The following is a 15,099-nucleotide window of genomic DNA, read 5'->3' as shown; positions in this document are numbered from 1 at the left end:
ATTGGAGAGGACGGTTTAATCGAAGTCAAATGTCCACAATCAACGACTCATCTTCGTTTTTTTATGTATGACGAAATTAAACCAGAATATCACGCACAAATGCAATTCCAAATGGCATGCACTGGACGCAAATGGTGTGATTTCATGAGCTATAATCCAAATTTTGTAGGCAAATCTACTGGTTTGAGAATGAAAGTCAAACGCGTCCTCCGTGATGAGAAACACATTGAAGAGATTAATAAAGCGGTCGAAATCTTTTTAGGGGAAATAGAACAAGAGATGCAAAAGATTTTGGCAAAAGCTGCTTAAACCTATGGGGGTGCTCTCTCCTCCCAGCACCCCCGCCCATTTAATTAATATAAAAAAGAGAAAGGTAATGAGATGATATTTGATGATGGAGATAGATATGTAACGACACGTGAGTGTGCACAGCTTTTTAGTGTATCCACAACAACGATTCGCAATTGGGTGCTTCAGGGGGTGTTTCCGGAGCCATATAAGCTAGGGAGAGCAGTGAGATGGAGAAAAAAAGAGATCTTAGCCTTCACTCCAAAGAAAAATAAGGAGCAAATAAAAACAAATTAGGTAAAATTATATAAACCGTAAAGGGTGGTCTAAAAGGTGGTCTGAAAACAGCTGTTTAAAGAAAAAATCTATATATTTCAATATGTTTAAGAAATAAAATGGTGCCCCCAGAGAGACTCGAACTCCCGACCCCCTGATTACAAATCAGGTGCTCTACCAACTGAGCTATAAGGGCGTAACCATGTAGGAGTTAGCACAAACTCACAAAAAGGAAAACAGAAAATTATCAAATTTTGTACATATTAAAAGAAAACTATATAACAAATAAAAAATAACCAACTTATTTCCTCTTTTACCACTTTTTACAGCAAGGCTGGAGTTATCCTTATATTGATATCTTATAGAATCTTTTATAAGAATTCACCATTTTGCTATCGAATTACGAATCTGAAGACTTTGATTGATGAGCAAGGTATTTTTCTAGCCAGTGAATATTATAATTACCATCAGCAATATCTTGATTATTAATAAGATCGCGAAAAAGAGGTAGTGTAGTTTTTATCCCATCCACGACAAATTCGTCTAAAGCACGCCGTAAACGCATCATACATTCTAAACGGGTACGTCCATGAACAATCAGCTTGCCAATCATGCTATCATAATAAGGAGGGATACGGTAACCTGAATAAGCGCCAGAATCAACACGAATCCCTAAACCTCCAGGTGTATGAAAATGTGTAATAGTTCCAGGTGATGGCGTAAAGTTAATAGGATCTTCTGCATTAATACGGCATTCAATGGCATGACCAGAAAAACAGACATCATCTTGTGTCACTGAAAGCTTGCAGCCTGATGCAATATGGATTTGTTCATGGACTAAATCTATACCTGTAATAGCTTCAGTTACAGGATGTTCCACTTGTAAACGCGTATTCATTTCAATAAAATAAAATTCGCCATTTTCATAAAGAAACTCAATAGTACCAGCTCCACGATATCCAAGTTGGGCACAGGCATTTGCAACAATACTGCCAATTTTTTTCCGTTCAGTTTCATTAAGTGCAGGTGACGTAGCTTCTTCCCATACTTTTTGATGCCGTCGTTGAAGTGAACAATCGCGTTCTCCTAAATGAATAGCATTTCCCGCACCATCACCTATGACTTGAATTTCAATATGACGGGGTTTTTCTAAATATTTCTCTATATAAACAGCGTCATCACCAAAAGCAGCTTTCGCTTCTGAACGTGTTGTTTTGAGAGCTATAGAAAATTCTTGTTCAGAATGAACGACTTTCATACCACGTCCACCACCACCGGCAGAAGCTTTGATAATAACTGGATAACCAATTTCACGAGCAGTGCGTAAAGCATCTGATTCTTCAGTGACTGCTCCATCTGAACCTGGAACTACAGGAATACCAAGTTTTTGGGCCGTTTTCTTTGCTTCGATTTTATCGCCCATGATTCGGATATGAGTAGCTGTTGGACCGATGAATGTAATATCATGGGCTTCTAGAACATCTGCAAATTTTGCATTTTCAGAAAGAAAGCCATAACCTGGATGAACAGCATCAGCTCCTGTAATTTCGCAAGCAGCAATAATTTGCTGAATACTCAAATAAGAATCGCGAGCAGGAGGAGGGCCAATACAAACACTTTCGTCAGCAAGACGAACATGCATAGCATCTGCATCAGCGGTAGAGTGAACAGCTACGGTTTTTATGCCAAGTTCTTTACATGCACGTAAAACGCGAAGAGCAATTTCTCCCCGATTAGCAATGAGGATTTTTCGAATCATGGTCGCCCCTCGCTTTATTCAACAATAATAAGTGGTTCACCAAATTCAACAGGTTGTCCATCTTTGACAAGAACAGTGGTTACCGTGCCTGAGCGTGGTGATGAAATTTGATTCATTGTTTTCATGGCTTCAATAATAAGTAATGTCTCTCCTTCAGAAACATTTTGTCCTACTTCTACAAAAGGTTGCGCGCCTGGTGAAGGTGCAAGATAAGCTGTTCCAACCATTGGAGAGGTTATTGTGTTTTTTGATTTATCTTCTTGGATAGATTGTATAGGAGATTCAGTTGTTGGGACTGGAGAAGATGTTACAGAAAAAGTAGGAGTAGAAACAGGCGCATAGATTGCTTGTTCAGAAGAAGTGAAGGTATTTTGGCGTGAGACACAAATACGAAGCTCACCTTGTTCAACTTCAATGTTCGTTAAATTTGTATCATTCAAAATTTCAGCAAGATCACGAATAATTTTCGTATCAATTGCGGTTTTTGCCGAATCCATTTTTTTTATTGCCATTTTATTTCTAACTCCTTGATCAATGAAGATCGTCATTATCTCATTTTATGACAGAATATCTCTAGATTAGGGATGACATCTTTTGAGGCTTTAAAGATTTTTATTTCCTTTAAATTATTATGCTGTGCAATTTAAAATTCGTATCTGCTTTACGCAAAATTGCACTTATAAGCCGGTTATCAAAAAAGAGAAAGCATAAAATTACCTCATTTACAGTATTCTTCCTAAAACTGATCAGGTATTCACCGTGTATTGTCTATCGCTTGTTTTAGAATGTCTTGCCTAGCTGCGCCAATGAATATTTTATTACCAATGATGTAAGAAGGTGTTCCCGTAATATGAAGTTTAGAGGCAATTTGGATATTTTCTTTAAAAGCGTTTTGCAGAGTGGGATCTTTTATTGCATTATGTAGTTTTTTTTCATCTGCTCCTAATGAAACAGCTACTTTAATAGCTTTAGCTTCATTTGCGCGCCCCTGATACATTAAGAGCGTTTTGTGAAACTGAGGATATTTCTCTGGGAATTGTTTCCGAAATGCGTAGGCGACAGTATGGGCCGCTATAGAATCAGAGCTTAAAATTGGTAAATCCTTGATAATAACCTTTAAATCTGGATATTCTTTTATCAAGTCTTCTATATGTGAATAGGAAGTTTTACAATATCCACAGTTGTAATCAAAAAAATTGACAAGCACTCTTTTACCATTTGGGTTTCCCAAAACAGCGTCATGAGGAGAATGAAAAATTTCTTTTTCTAATAAATGAATGACAGAAGTTTGTATTTTGTTTTCGTATTCATTCTGTTTGTCCAGCTTATCTTGAAGAATAAGCTGCATTTCAATCAGAATTTCTGGATGAGTAAGAAGATACTCTCTGACAATTTGTTGAATATGATGAGAATCAGTATGTGGTACCACTTTTTCTTTAAGCTTAGATAAAAAGCTAGAATCTTCCAAAAGTTGTGTTTTAAGCTTTTCTAAGCTTAAATGATTTTCTGTTTTTGAGTGTGATGTTGCGTTTGATAAAGAAGGTAAAAAGATTAAAATACTCGACATAACTGGGACTAAAATTTTTGAAAGAAGTGTTATTTTCGAGTTTTGAGAGTGATAAGTCATCTGTATACCTTCATATTTTCTAGGGTGCCATTGAGTGAACTATATGAAAAGCGCTATCTATGTGCAATAAAGCATTTGGCTATAGTGTGTATTTAAAAATGAGAAAAAACATCAATTTTTCTCTAAAAAGATTTCATATGATGAACCGTGGCTTGGCAAGGATTATGTTTTGTAAAAGATAAAGAAACTCTCTTAAATTTGTCAAATGTTGTTTTGATGTATAAGGCTATCAAAAGCTTTTTGTGCGTGTTTATTTTAGGAAAAAAGTACGTTGATAATACAATGAAGAATACTTGTATTATTTTTTCCTATTGCTTTATTGAGTACTGAGAAACAAACTTAAATAATGAAAAGTGAAATTATGAAAACCACAACACATTATGAACTGTTTATCATTGGGGGAGGGATAAACGGGTGTGGATTGGCAAGGGATGCAGCAGGACGCGGATTTAAAGTGGGATTGGCTGAAATGAACGATCTTGCATCTGGGACCTCAAGTGTGTCAACAAAGCTTATTCATGGCGGGCTTCGTTATCTTGAACACTATGAGTTTAAACTTGTTCGTGAAGCATTGAAAGAACGCGAGATCATTTTACGTATGGCTCCACATATTGTGCGTCCTTTGCGTTTTCTTCTTCCTTATCATAAAGAATTGCGCCCTGCTTGGATGTTGCGTTTTGGACTTTTTATTTATGATTATTTAGGGAATTGGAATCAGAAATTGTGGCGCAGTAAAACGATTAATTTTTCAAAAAAATTTTGCTCTACCCTGAAGAAAGAATATCAAAGAGGTTTTGAATATTCTGATGCAAGAGTAGATGATGCGCGTTTAGTTATTGGCAATGCTCGTGATGCAGAAAAATGGGGCGCTGATATAAAAGTACGAACAGAAGTTCTCTCTTTAAAAAAAGAAGACAATAAATGGCGTATCATTCTGCAAGACAAGTTAAGTAGCAAAGAATATAGTGTCACAGCTTCTTATGTTGCGAATATGACAGGACCTTGGATTGATCATGTTTTGGCAAATATATTAGACTGTAAAGAACATCCACCAGTACGACTTGTTAGAGGTTCTCATATTTTGGTTCCTAAGCTTTATACTCATGATCGTGCTTATATTTTTCAAAATGGTGATGGACGTATTATATTTGCTATTCCGTATCAAGAAGAGTTTACCTTGCTTGGAACAACAGATTGTAATTATCAAGGAGATCCGGCTGACGTTCATATTACTGATACAGAAATTGATTACATTTGTGCAGCGGCCAGTGAATATTTCATACAACCAGTGTTGCCTGAAACAATTGTCTGGTCTTACTCTGGAGTTCGTCCACTCTATGATGATGGAGCTTCAAAAGCACAAGAAATTACGCGCGATTATGTTTTAAAAGAAATGGGAACAGGAAGAACACCAAAGATTCTTAATCTTTATGGTGGAAAGATTACAACTTATCGTAAGTTGGCTGAAGATGCGATGCAATTTGTTGAAAAAGCGCTTGGTAAAAAGGGAGTATCATGGACGGCTAAGACAGTACTTCCAGGGGGTGACTTTCCCTATAATCAATTAGATATAATCGAAAATAGGATTGCTCTTTTGATGCCAGATTTAGATGCTTTTACACATCGCAGACTTGCACGCTCCTATGGTACGGAAGCATTGGTGATATTTGCACATGGTAAGGCAAATAGAGGAAAAAATTTTGGACATGGGCTTTATGAAGTAGAAGTAAAATGGTTGATGGAAAAAGAATGGGCTAAAGCATGTGAAGATGTATTATGGCGTCGTTCAAAACTTGGTCTCCTCTTTAATGAACAAGAGGTTGATGCTCTTTCTTCTTATATGCAAAGCCAACAAGAGATTGAACAACGTTTATGATCATTTCATTCTACAGATTTTATCTGCAATATGGAAAAATATTTTCCTCCAAAAGATACGAATGTTAGTCATACGTATTAATAAAGACAATAGTCGTCTATGCCCTAATTTTAGTTTTTTTTGCAAGAATCATAAAATGGCAAAATTAGATAGAATATTTAGAATGAAATTTGTCTATCTTATAAAGTGAAATTCAGGAATATTACCAAGAATAACTCATTGAGAAAACTGATTTATAATCAGATTCGTATGAGATAAGGATTTTTGTTTTTTCTTAAGGAGAAGATAAAATTACTTTCTGTAGCGTTTATTTGCACAATAAGTTAAAAAAATCTAAAGAAAATTAAATCTATCATGAAAAATTGTATAATGTGCTAGTTTATCATTTATTATCTTAAACGCTGTGCTAAATCATGTAAGGATAGAGGCTTGATGAGCGTAAGAAGAATTTGTAAATGAGTTTTTTATATTATAGTAAAAATCTTCTTTTTTCATGTTTATATACCTGAACACTAATCTATAAGAAATGCGATATTGTGTTTTATCATCATTGATTGTAGTAAACTTTTATATCAATTGAAGATAATGGGCTGTTATTATACTCATGATAGTATAAGAGAATGAAACTTTCCATAAACTAAAAGTAAGTATTTTTCTATGTATACTTCTATGTATAAAGAGAGAGCTATAGGGATATGAGAGTAATGCCCTCATGATATTTTACAACCTTCCATCGCCTGTAAAATTTGCAGTAGCACCAATGTTAGACTGGACAGACCGACATTGCAGGTTTTTTTATCGTCTTTTAACGAAAAAAGCACTTCTTTATACGGAAATGATGGTCGCAGATGCTGTCATTCATGGTGTTCGCGAACAATTGTTGGCTTTTAGCGATAAAGAACGTCCAGTTGCCTTACAATTAGGGGGAGCAGATCCGAAAAAGTTAGCAGAAGCTGCACGAATTGCTGAAGATTTTGGCTACAACGAAATAAATCTCAATGTCGGTTGCCCATCAAATCGTGTTCAAGCAGGTGTCTTTGGGGCTTGTTTGATGCTACATTCAGACATTGTGGCAAATGCCGTGGAAGCGATGAAACGAGAGGTTACTATACCTGTAACTGTCAAATGTCGGATTGGAGTGGATAAACAAGACGAAGAGTTAGCGTTAGATCTTTTGGCTAATCAGGTTTGGAATGCTGGATGTGATGCACTTTGGATACATGCACGCAAGGCATGGCTACAAGGATTGAGTCCGAAAGAAAATCGCAATATTCCGCCCCTTAATTATGAAAGGGTTTATAAATTAAAACGTAAATATCCCCATAAATTCATTGGGATAAATGGTGGAATTAAATCAATTGATGAGATCAAAGAACACTTAACGTTCTGTGATGCTGTCATGCTTGGTCGCCAAGTTTATCATGATCCAGCTTTGTTAAAACATATTGATTTTGAACTCTATGATGAGGCGCAAAATAATCTGAGTGAGAGTGATCTTATTGAGGTTATGTGTGATTATGCCGCTCGACATATTGCATCGGGGGGGCGGCTTTCTCATGTGACGCGTCACATGATTGGTTTATTTCATGGGCGGGGTGGAGCACGTCGATGGCGGCAAATATTATCAAATGATGCGACAAAACCAAATGCAGATATATCTATTTTAAAAGAAGCTTTTTATGCTCTTATTTAATAACAGCCTGACAATTAACATATATTAAAGTTGAGATCCTTTGCGTTTTGATTTCTTTGCGATAATTTTGATCCTTTCAATTTTATAAGTTTTTGAAAGTTTATAACTTTTGTTATAGGAGGAGTGTTAGAATTTATGTATTAAACAACATGCTGATTGCTCCTATTGAATAGAGAAATAGGTTAAGAGCATGATGTAAAAATAGTAATAACATATTGATAATATTTTAAATCTTTCATGTTCGTTATTTGATTAGAAAATAGAATATAGAAATCATTGCTTTCATAATATTTAACTTTTTTAAAGCACTGTTAAAAAAACAATAAATTATTCATATCCTGTATATATGACGTGATTTTCATAAACATTGTAGATTTTAAAAGGTATCCTTATGACCGCTAGTCCATTTGATGATTTTCGTGCTTTGCTTACAAATTTACCTGTTGCTGATGAGTTTTCTATAATTTTGGCAAAAAAACGGCAAAAGAACTTAACAAAAGAGCAAGGAACATTGGGAAAACTGGGAGATATTGCTGTTTGGTATGCGGGATGGAGGGGAACAGAAAAACCTATCGTAACGCGACCTTTAGTCGCTATTTTTTCTGGAAACCATGGTATAGTAGAAGAAAATGTTACACCATTTCCACAATCTATGACACAAAAGATGGTGCAAAATTTTGCATCTGGTGGAGCTGCTATCAATCAAATTTGTATTGCTTATGATCTTGGATTAAAAATTTTTGATTTAGCATTGGAATATCCAACAATGAATATTACGAAGGATGCCGCAATGGATGAGCGGAGTGCAGCTGCTACAATGGCATTTGGAATGGAATCCATTGCGGGTGGGACAGATCTTTTATGTATTGGAGAAATGGGAATTGGAAACACAACAATAGCTTCAGCTTTATGCTTAGCATTGTTTGGAGGAGAAGTGGAAGAATGGACAGAAAATGGTATGGAATCAGAAGATGATTTTTATCAGCGTAAAATTGCAGCGGTTAAGACAGCCATTTCTTTGCATAAGGATTATTTAAATGATCCTTTTGAGATAATGCGTCGCTTAGGAGGACGTGAAATCGCTGCTATGGTTGGTGCTATTTTAGCAGCAAGAATAGAAAAAATACCCGTTATTTTAGATGGTTTTGTGGCAACAGCAGCTGCAGCGGTCCTTTATAAAATGCATCCAAAAGCTCTTGATCATACCCTTGTTGGACATGTTTCTTCTGAGACAGCTCATCGTAAACTTTTAAAAAAAATTGGCAAAGAACCACTTCTGGATTTGGGGATGCGTCTTGGTGAAGGGACAGGAGCTGCTATGGCAGCTGGTATTGTCAAAGCTGCTGTTTTAACACATGCACAAATGGTGGTTTTTAAACAAGAAAGTTTGAATGCCTAAAAGATAATGAGACGATATAAAAAACTCTTAAGAGTTTTGTTCGTGCGTCTTGTCGTGTAATTTAATATAGTTAAGTGGAAGTTCCGTTGTATATTTAATCTGTTCCATTGCGAAAGAAGATGAGACATCACGGATGTCAATTTTAGAAATTAATTTTTTATAAAAAAGATCATAAGCTTCAATGTTGGGCACAACAACACGCAATAAATAGTCAATATCTCCACTCATTCGATAAAATTCAATGACTTCACGAAATTCTTGTACAATTTTTGAAAAACGCTTAAACCATTCATGACTGTGTGTGTTCGTGCGAATAGACACAAAAACAGTGACATGCGCATTTACTTTTTCTGGAGAAAGAACGGCAACACGACGCTGAATGACGCCATCTTCTTCAAGTTTTTGAATTCTACGCCAGCAAGGAGTGGTCGAAAGTCCTACTTTTTTAGCAATATCAGCAACAGAAAGTGTTGCATTTTCTTGCAAAAGATGTAAAATTTTTCTATCAAGACGATCCATATTTTTTCTCAATATTTTAATTTATAAAAATTTACGCACTAAACAACGCAGATATACAATAAGCTCATCATTAAACCATGGATTTTTCCGTAACCAAGAAGTATTTCGCCATGATGGATGAGGTAAAGGCATAACATTATAGCCTCGAGGTTGGGGAATGGAAAGGATATTTCTCCAATCACTAACGGTTGCTGAAACAGTTTTATGTTTTAATTCCGTAATATGCCATTTTTGCGCATAACTGCCAATAGCAAGAACAAGCTTTATTTGAGGCATCGCTTGAAATATCTTTTCATGCCATATTTCTCGACATTCACGTCTCGGTGGTAAATCAGCTTTATTTTTGCCATAACCTGGAAAACAAAATCCCATAGGAACAATAGCAAAAAGAGATCTATTATAAAATTCTTCTTTCGTTACCCCCAGCCAATCACGCAGCCTTTCGCCAGAGCGATCATTAAAAGGGATAGAAGTTTCATGGACACGCAATCCCGGTGCTTGTCCTGCAATTGCAATCGAAGCCGTATTGGATAAATAAACGACGGGATTTGGTTCGTGAGGAAGAGGAGGAAAATAATGGGGTTGTTGGATACAAACACGACAGGAATAGATCTCTTTTTCAAGTTTGATAATTTGGCTACATCGTTTCATTATTTAATGAAATTAAAAAATATTTTTCTTATTCTGTGCGAGGATTTGCTTTGCGCCATTCTTTTGGTCGTTGAAAACTTGATGCCCATATTCCTTTCTTTTTCCTTCTAGCTTCTTGTTCTTCTTTGGGATATTCATAATAACTTACAGCCCAACCATTATGTACAAGCGTCGCGTTGATATTGCTAACTTGTTTTGTTTTACATGTTGCAAGGATACGACGGTATTGGTCTGTTTTATGCCAGAGACATGTAACAGTTTGATTTTCTATTAGTTTTTCTAAATATTTTTTTGCCTCAAGCCCGCAAGGATAGCGTTTCTCCTTTTTTCCACAAAATTGGTGGAGTTCAGGAGCATCAATTCCAGCAAGTCGAATCCTAATTGAAGAAATCATGATAGAATCACCATCAATGATTAGTGTATTTCCTTTAACAAAGTTTTGAGAAGAAAAATTTTCTTTTTGAGGCAACTGCTGGTTTTGCTTAAAATAAATTGACATAACGATAAGAAAGCTAGCAGCGACAAAAATACTGAAACCGGTAATTTTTTTTAAACTTCTTAGATTAAAATGAGAAATTTTTTTCATGAAACCAAGAAACTGCTAACATTATTATAACGCACTCTATTTTAGTATTGCTTATAATTCGTCCGAAATTCCATTTATATGACGAAACAATGTCTCGTTTTAATGAAAAAAATCTCGTTAGATAGCACAATAATCAATACTCATGTAGAATATATGTAAGCAACTTAAATAATAAATCAACTTATCCAAATTCGCACAAAACATACAAATTTATAAAGCATTTTTTTAAAACAAGGAAACAAAAAACACCCCTAAAAAAATAACTTTGAGAAGCAATGCCCCCACATTGCTTTTGGAGTATAAAATCTATCAATTCAATGATAATTCTATTTACTTAATTTTTGTTTCTTTAAATTCAACGTGTTTTTTTACAACTGGATCATATTTACGCTTGCTCATTTTATCTGTCATTGTACGGCTGTTTTTCTTTGTTACATAGAAAAAACCTGTATCTGCAGTCGATAAAAGCTTGATCTTAATGGTTGCTGCTTTAGCCATAATGTAAGAACCCTATTTATACTGAAAAAATATTATCTTGCTATCAAAACCTATTTCTGATGTCATCAGATTTTCCAGTAACACTACGGATGTTCTCAAAAAAGTCAAGAGCTGATTAATTTTCTCATAAGTTGGACAAATACAAAAATGACATATAAACTGAAAAAAACAGCCATAGCTATTGAAAAACCGAAGGGATTAAAGATATCCATGGATTTTCCGATAAAGGTCGGCCCGATGAGCATACCAATTCCATAGCAAAAAATAAAAGCAGAATTGGCAGCAGCAAGTTCTTGTCCTTTGAGACGTGCCCCTAGATGTGCAAGACTAATTGTATAAAGGCTCGCTGATACACCACCAAGAAGGAACAGATCAAGCATCAGAATCCATGGATATTGAAGAACCCATGGTATTATAAAAGTTCCCACAAAGCCTAAGATAGCACAACTTAACAGCGGGTAGCGTCGATCTTTGGCATAATCGCTTATAATGCTGATAGGAATTAAGAGGAACACATTCCCAAGAGCAAGGGTTGCCATAAAGTATGCTGCTTCATTCTCATTATAACCAATGGATAAACTAAAGGGTATTATAAGAGTTAATACGCCCATTTGAATGGCCCCGTAAATAAAGACGGCCACCATTGCGCTTGGAACGTGAAAAAGATAACGAAAAAATGACGTATATTGTTTTTTTTGAAATTCCGGACTTAATTTCCAAGCTGCAAGAATTGGTATAGTAGCAAGTATAATAAGGCCATATCCAACAGCAAAAGGAATAAATCCCTGTGTTCCCACTTTCGCTAACAGCATTAAACCTATCACAAACCCTAATCCTAAGACAATAGCATAAATAGAAAGAATTAAACCGCGTTTTTTGGGGGGAGCATAACTGTTGATCCAAAACTCTGATAGGATAAACATAACTGTCATGCTGAAATGTAATATAAACTTTAAAATAAACCAAACCCATATGGGATCAAAAAAATAGAATCCTAAAAAACTTAAAGATCCTATCGCCATCATAAGCAATATTGTTTGAGCGATGCCTAAGCATAAGGCAATTCGAGACGTAAAAATAGCTGCAACAATTGTGGCAATTCCACCAACAGTTCCACTATAGCCGATCATACTATTGGAAATACCTTTCTCTGCCATAAGAAGAGAAACAAGTTGTGTTCCCATTGCCAATGCTGTTCCAACAGTGCCAATGGTTGCAATAGCTGCAATAATTGCACGCAAAGAATTGTTTTGAGAGTCAAAAGCTTTTTTTTTCATGAGAATGGCTTAAGGTACTTTGTTTATTTAAACAATGAAAAGATGAGCTGAAATGAAAGGAATCCCAAACTATCTTTTGCAGTTTCTCTCATTTCCTGAGTATAAAAAACTGCAAGATTTTTATATGGTTATTATAGATATAATAATAAAAGATGTCCTCCTATATGATAAAGAAAATTGTATATATAAAATAATATAAATACTAAAGATTATATCTATTTCCTTAGAATAAATTCATTATATATTATTCCTTTGTTATTTATATTATTTTTAGTAGTGATATCAATAAGTTTAAAATTTTTATTAAAAATTTTTATACTTTAATACAAAAAAATAAGACAATAAAAATTATAAAAATGTTTTTTGTTTTTAATTAATATTTTCTGCTCCCATAAAAAGTATGCTTTTGTTTTTTTAATTTGTTTTTATGGTAGGATGTTGATGAAAATTTTATTGGACGAGGTTTTGTTAAGAGCTCAAAGCATAAAGCGCCAGCAAAAGGTTGTACCGTTATAAGTTTTACTTCTACAACATCACTGAGCTGATAGCCTTTATGGCTACGCTGTCCTACAAGAACATGTTGTGCTTCATCAAAATGATAATAATCATTTTTAAGTGTAGAAATATGGACAAAACCATCTGTATTGAGTTTATCAAGTGAGATAAAAAGACCTGCTTTTGTAACTCCGGAAATGCGACCTGTAAAAATACGGCCAATTTTATTCGTTAAATAGTGAGCAACAAGCCGATCAATAGTTTCCCTTTCAGCCATCATTGCACGGCGCTCGTATAAAGAAATTTGCGTAGCAATTTCTGTAAGATTTTGTTCTTGTGTATCTGTTAATTGATCATTTCCTAATTTGAGAGCTTTAATGAGTGCTCGATGAATAATAAGATCAGCATAACGACGGATGGGGGATGTAAAATGTGTGTAATTATGTAGGTTTAAACCAAAGTGGCCGATATTTTTAGGGTTGTATTCTGCTTGTGATTGTGAACGCAAAATAACTTGATTGACCAGTTCTTGTTGTTGAGTATGAGCGACTTTTTCTAAAATTCTATTAAGACGTGCTGATGTCAATTCAGCACTTTTAGAGAGTGATATCCCTAAACTTTGAAGAAAATTCCGCAATATTTCTTGTTTTGCAAGAGAGGGTTTATCATGAGTCCGATAAATAAGGGGCTGGTGATGTTGTTTTAATGTTTCAGAAGCTGCAATATTGGCTTGTATCATAAACTCTTCAATTAAACGATGTGCTTCTAACGGTGTTTCACTCACAACATCTTTTATGCATCCATTTTGATCAAGAATAATCTTTTTTTCAGCTATTTCTAATTCTAGTGGTTGGCGACGATTTCGCGCAGCTTTAAGGCATCCATAGGCTTCCCATAAGGGATACAAAATACTCTCAAAAAGAGCGGCTGTTTTTTTATTTATATTACCGTCAATTGCCAATTGTACTTCTTGATAAGAAAGTTTCGCTCTTACACAAATCATAATACGATGAAAACTATGTTTTCGTTTATTACCGTTTGCATCAAAAATCATACGAACGGCTAAAGCTGGTCTTTCTTTCCCTTCACGCAGAGAACATAAATCATGAGAAAGGCGTTCAGGTAACATTGGCACAACGGTATCGGGAAAATAAACAGAATTTCCGCGTTTCAATGCTTCTTTATCTAAAGCGCTTCCTGTTTTGATATAGTAAGAAACATCTGCAATGGCCACAATAATAATCCAACCATCATTATTTTCTGGGTCCTCATCCTTGGTTGCATAAACTGCATCATCATGATCTTTTGCATCTGGTGGATCAATTGTAATAAATGGTAATTGTCGCCAATCTTCACGATTATCCATATTGGCAGCTTTGATATGTTTGACTTGCTCAAGAACACTTTCAGGAAAAATATAAGGAATTCCTTTCGAAAGAATCGCTATCATTGAGAGTGTTTTTTCACTCTTAATCTGCCCTAAAACATTCTTTATTTTTGCGCTCTTTAATCCGTAACCAGTATTTTTTTTAATTTCGACTTCAACGAGATCACCAATTTCAACCTTCATTTCTGGAGACATTTCAACAATGAGTTCATTGGTTTTGCGGTCTATAGGATCAAGGCGCCATTGATTATTTTCCAATTTTCGTACAACAGCAAATGCACTTTTGGGAGATACATCAATTTTACGAATAATTCGTCCCGTATAAGGGGGGCTTGAGCTTTCAGAATTTTTATTTCGAAAAACTTTTACAAGAATATGATCTCCAACACCAATACTACTTCCTTTTATGTAATGAAAAGAGTGTATTTCAATATTGGGCTTTGGAGAATCGTCCCATTCAAGAGGTTGTGCAATAAAACTTCCATCTTTATCACATCCGCTAATTTTTACTAAAGTAACAGGAGATAACTTTCCTTTGTTTATTGCTCTTTTGCGCTGTTTAGATATAAGATTTTGATCCTTCAACTCACGTAATATATCTCTAAGCCAAATACGAGAATCGCCTTTTAAGTTAAAAGCTTTGGCGATTTCTCTTTTACTTGAGTGGTTAGGATTCTCATTTATAAAGGAAAGGATTTCTTCCTTATTGGGAAAGTTTTTCTCCTTGAATGAAGAGAGATATTTTATGTTTTTTTCACCTTTAGCCAA

Annotated in this window: 14 protein-coding genes and 1 tRNA gene; 5 read left to right on the top strand and 10 right to left on the bottom strand. The window is 35.1% G+C overall.

Annotated elements, in window-relative coordinates; genetic code table 11:
- Together ACFIKU_RS03890 and ACFIKU_RS03885 are read left to right on the top strand one after the other, a co-directional pair.
- Positions 1-309 (top strand): YqaJ viral recombinase family protein (locus ACFIKU_RS03890; protein ID WP_375656736.1); only part of this gene is annotated, 309 nt, incomplete at its 5' end.
- 72 nt (positions 310-381) lie between these two features.
- Positions 382-585, top strand: a complete 204-nt coding sequence (locus tag ACFIKU_RS03885) for a helix-turn-helix transcriptional regulator (RefSeq protein WP_375656735.1) — start codon at positions 382-384, stop codon at positions 583-585.
- Positions 586-684: 99 nt separating this feature from the next.
- On the opposite strand, the gene ACFIKU_RS03880 is transcribed toward ACFIKU_RS03885, so the two are convergent.
- The 4 genes from ACFIKU_RS03880 to ACFIKU_RS03865 form a co-directional block, all read right to left on the bottom strand.
- Positions 685-760: transfer RNA gene (locus tag ACFIKU_RS03880), tRNA-Thr, on the bottom strand.
- A gap of 204 nt (positions 761-964) precedes the next feature.
- On the bottom strand, positions 965-2,323 hold the full coding sequence (accC, locus tag ACFIKU_RS03875) for an acetyl-CoA carboxylase biotin carboxylase subunit (protein WP_375642066.1): 1,359 nt from the start codon (positions 2,321-2,323) through the stop codon (positions 965-967).
- Between the two features lie 14 nt (positions 2,324-2,337).
- Positions 2,338-2,835, bottom strand: a complete 498-nt coding sequence (gene accB, locus ACFIKU_RS03870; RefSeq protein ID WP_375642065.1) for an acetyl-CoA carboxylase biotin carboxyl carrier protein — start codon at positions 2,833-2,835, stop codon at positions 2,338-2,340.
- A gap of 242 nt (positions 2,836-3,077) precedes the next feature.
- On the bottom strand, positions 3,078-3,950 hold the full coding sequence (locus ACFIKU_RS03865; RefSeq protein WP_375656734.1) for a DsbA family protein: 873 nt from the start codon (positions 3,948-3,950) through the stop codon (positions 3,078-3,080).
- A gap of 346 nt (positions 3,951-4,296) precedes the next feature.
- On the opposite strand from ACFIKU_RS03865, the gene glpD reads away from it, so the two are divergent.
- From glpD to cobT, 3 genes are all read left to right on the top strand, one after another.
- Positions 4,297-5,826 (top strand): glycerol-3-phosphate dehydrogenase, encoded by a 1,530-nt coding sequence (gene glpD / locus ACFIKU_RS03860; RefSeq protein ID WP_375656733.1) that lies wholly within the window; start codon positions 4,297-4,299, stop codon positions 5,824-5,826.
- Positions 5,827-6,538: 712 nt separating this feature from the next.
- Positions 6,539-7,519 (top strand): tRNA dihydrouridine(20/20a) synthase DusA, encoded by a 981-nt coding sequence (gene dusA, locus ACFIKU_RS03855; protein ID WP_375656732.1) that lies wholly within the window; start codon positions 6,539-6,541, stop codon positions 7,517-7,519.
- Positions 7,520-7,910: 391 nt separating this feature from the next.
- Positions 7,911-8,918: a nicotinate-nucleotide--dimethylbenzimidazole phosphoribosyltransferase gene (cobT, locus tag ACFIKU_RS03850; protein WP_375642062.1), complete on the top strand. Its 1,008-nt coding sequence runs from the start codon at positions 7,911-7,913 to the stop codon at positions 8,916-8,918.
- A 27-nt stretch (positions 8,919-8,945) separates the two neighbouring features.
- Here cobT and ACFIKU_RS03845 read toward each other — a convergent pair whose 3' ends face one another.
- The 6 genes from ACFIKU_RS03845 to rnr all read right to left on the bottom strand — a co-directional run bounded on the left by ACFIKU_RS03845 (position 8,946) and on the right by rnr (position 15,099).
- A complete protein-coding gene (locus ACFIKU_RS03845) occupies positions 8,946-9,437 on the bottom strand; it encodes an Lrp/AsnC family transcriptional regulator (protein WP_015856433.1) in 492 nt (163 codons plus the stop codon).
- 21 nt (positions 9,438-9,458) lie between these two features.
- The gene (locus tag ACFIKU_RS03840) at positions 9,459-10,088 is read right to left on the bottom strand and encodes a uracil-DNA glycosylase family protein (RefSeq protein ID WP_375656731.1); all 630 of its coding nucleotides are present in this window, start codon (positions 10,086-10,088) and stop codon (positions 9,459-9,461) included.
- 28 nt (positions 10,089-10,116) lie between these two features.
- On the bottom strand, positions 10,117-10,674 hold the full coding sequence (locus ACFIKU_RS03835; protein ID WP_375656730.1) for a thermonuclease family protein: 558 nt from the start codon (positions 10,672-10,674) through the stop codon (positions 10,117-10,119).
- A gap of 330 nt (positions 10,675-11,004) precedes the next feature.
- Entirely contained in the window at positions 11,005-11,172 is a 168-nt protein-coding gene (gene rpmG, locus ACFIKU_RS03830) for a 50S ribosomal protein L33 (RefSeq protein ID WP_004864083.1), read from the bottom strand.
- A 104-nt stretch (positions 11,173-11,276) separates the two neighbouring features.
- Complete coding sequence (locus ACFIKU_RS03825; RefSeq protein WP_375642059.1) at positions 11,277-12,449, bottom strand: MFS transporter; 1,173 nt, start codon at positions 12,447-12,449, stop codon at positions 11,277-11,279.
- 373 nt (positions 12,450-12,822) lie between these two features.
- Positions 12,823-15,099, bottom strand: a complete 2,277-nt coding sequence (gene rnr, locus ACFIKU_RS03820) for a ribonuclease R (RefSeq protein WP_375656729.1) — start codon at positions 15,097-15,099, stop codon at positions 12,823-12,825.

This window comes from Bartonella sp. CM120XJJH, from assembly GCF_042194715.1.
GTDB lineage: Bacteria > Pseudomonadota > Alphaproteobacteria > Rhizobiales > Rhizobiaceae > Bartonella.
This window is presented reverse-complemented; position numbering and strand designations above follow the sequence as displayed.

Excerpts from the sequence above, each read along its gene's own strand:
- accB (WP_375642065.1), bottom strand. The coding sequence starts at position 2,835 with ATGGCAATAAAAAAAATGGATTCGGCAAAAACCGCAATTGATACGAAA.
- ACFIKU_RS03835 (WP_375656730.1), bottom strand. The coding sequence starts at position 10,674 with ATGAAAAAAATTTCTCATTTTAATCTAAGAAGTTTAAAAAAAATTACC.
- ACFIKU_RS03865 (WP_375656734.1), bottom strand. The coding sequence starts at position 3,950 with ATGACTTATCACTCTCAAAACTCGAAAATAACACTTCTTTCAAAAATT.
- dusA (WP_375656732.1), top strand. The coding sequence starts at position 6,539 with ATGATATTTTACAACCTTCCATCGCCTGTAAAATTTGCAGTAGCACCA.
- ACFIKU_RS03885 (WP_375656735.1), top strand. The coding sequence starts at position 382 with ATGATATTTGATGATGGAGATAGATATGTAACGACACGTGAGTGTGCA.
- ACFIKU_RS03825 (WP_375642059.1), bottom strand. The coding sequence starts at position 12,449 with ATGAAAAAAAAAGCTTTTGACTCTCAAAACAATTCTTTGCGTGCAATT.
- glpD (WP_375656733.1), top strand. The coding sequence starts at position 4,297 with ATGAAAAGTGAAATTATGAAAACCACAACACATTATGAACTGTTTATC.
- ACFIKU_RS03840 (WP_375656731.1), bottom strand. The coding sequence starts at position 10,088 with ATGAAACGATGTAGCCAAATTATCAAACTTGAAAAAGAGATCTATTCC.
- ACFIKU_RS03845 (WP_015856433.1), bottom strand. The coding sequence starts at position 9,437 with ATGGATCGTCTTGATAGAAAAATTTTACATCTTTTGCAAGAAAATGCA.
- accC (WP_375642066.1), bottom strand. The coding sequence starts at position 2,323 with ATGATTCGAAAAATCCTCATTGCTAATCGGGGAGAAATTGCTCTTCGC.
- cobT (WP_375642062.1), top strand. The coding sequence starts at position 7,911 with ATGACCGCTAGTCCATTTGATGATTTTCGTGCTTTGCTTACAAATTTA.
- rpmG (WP_004864083.1), bottom strand. The coding sequence starts at position 11,172 with ATGGCTAAAGCAGCAACCATTAAGATCAAGCTTTTATCGACTGCAGAT.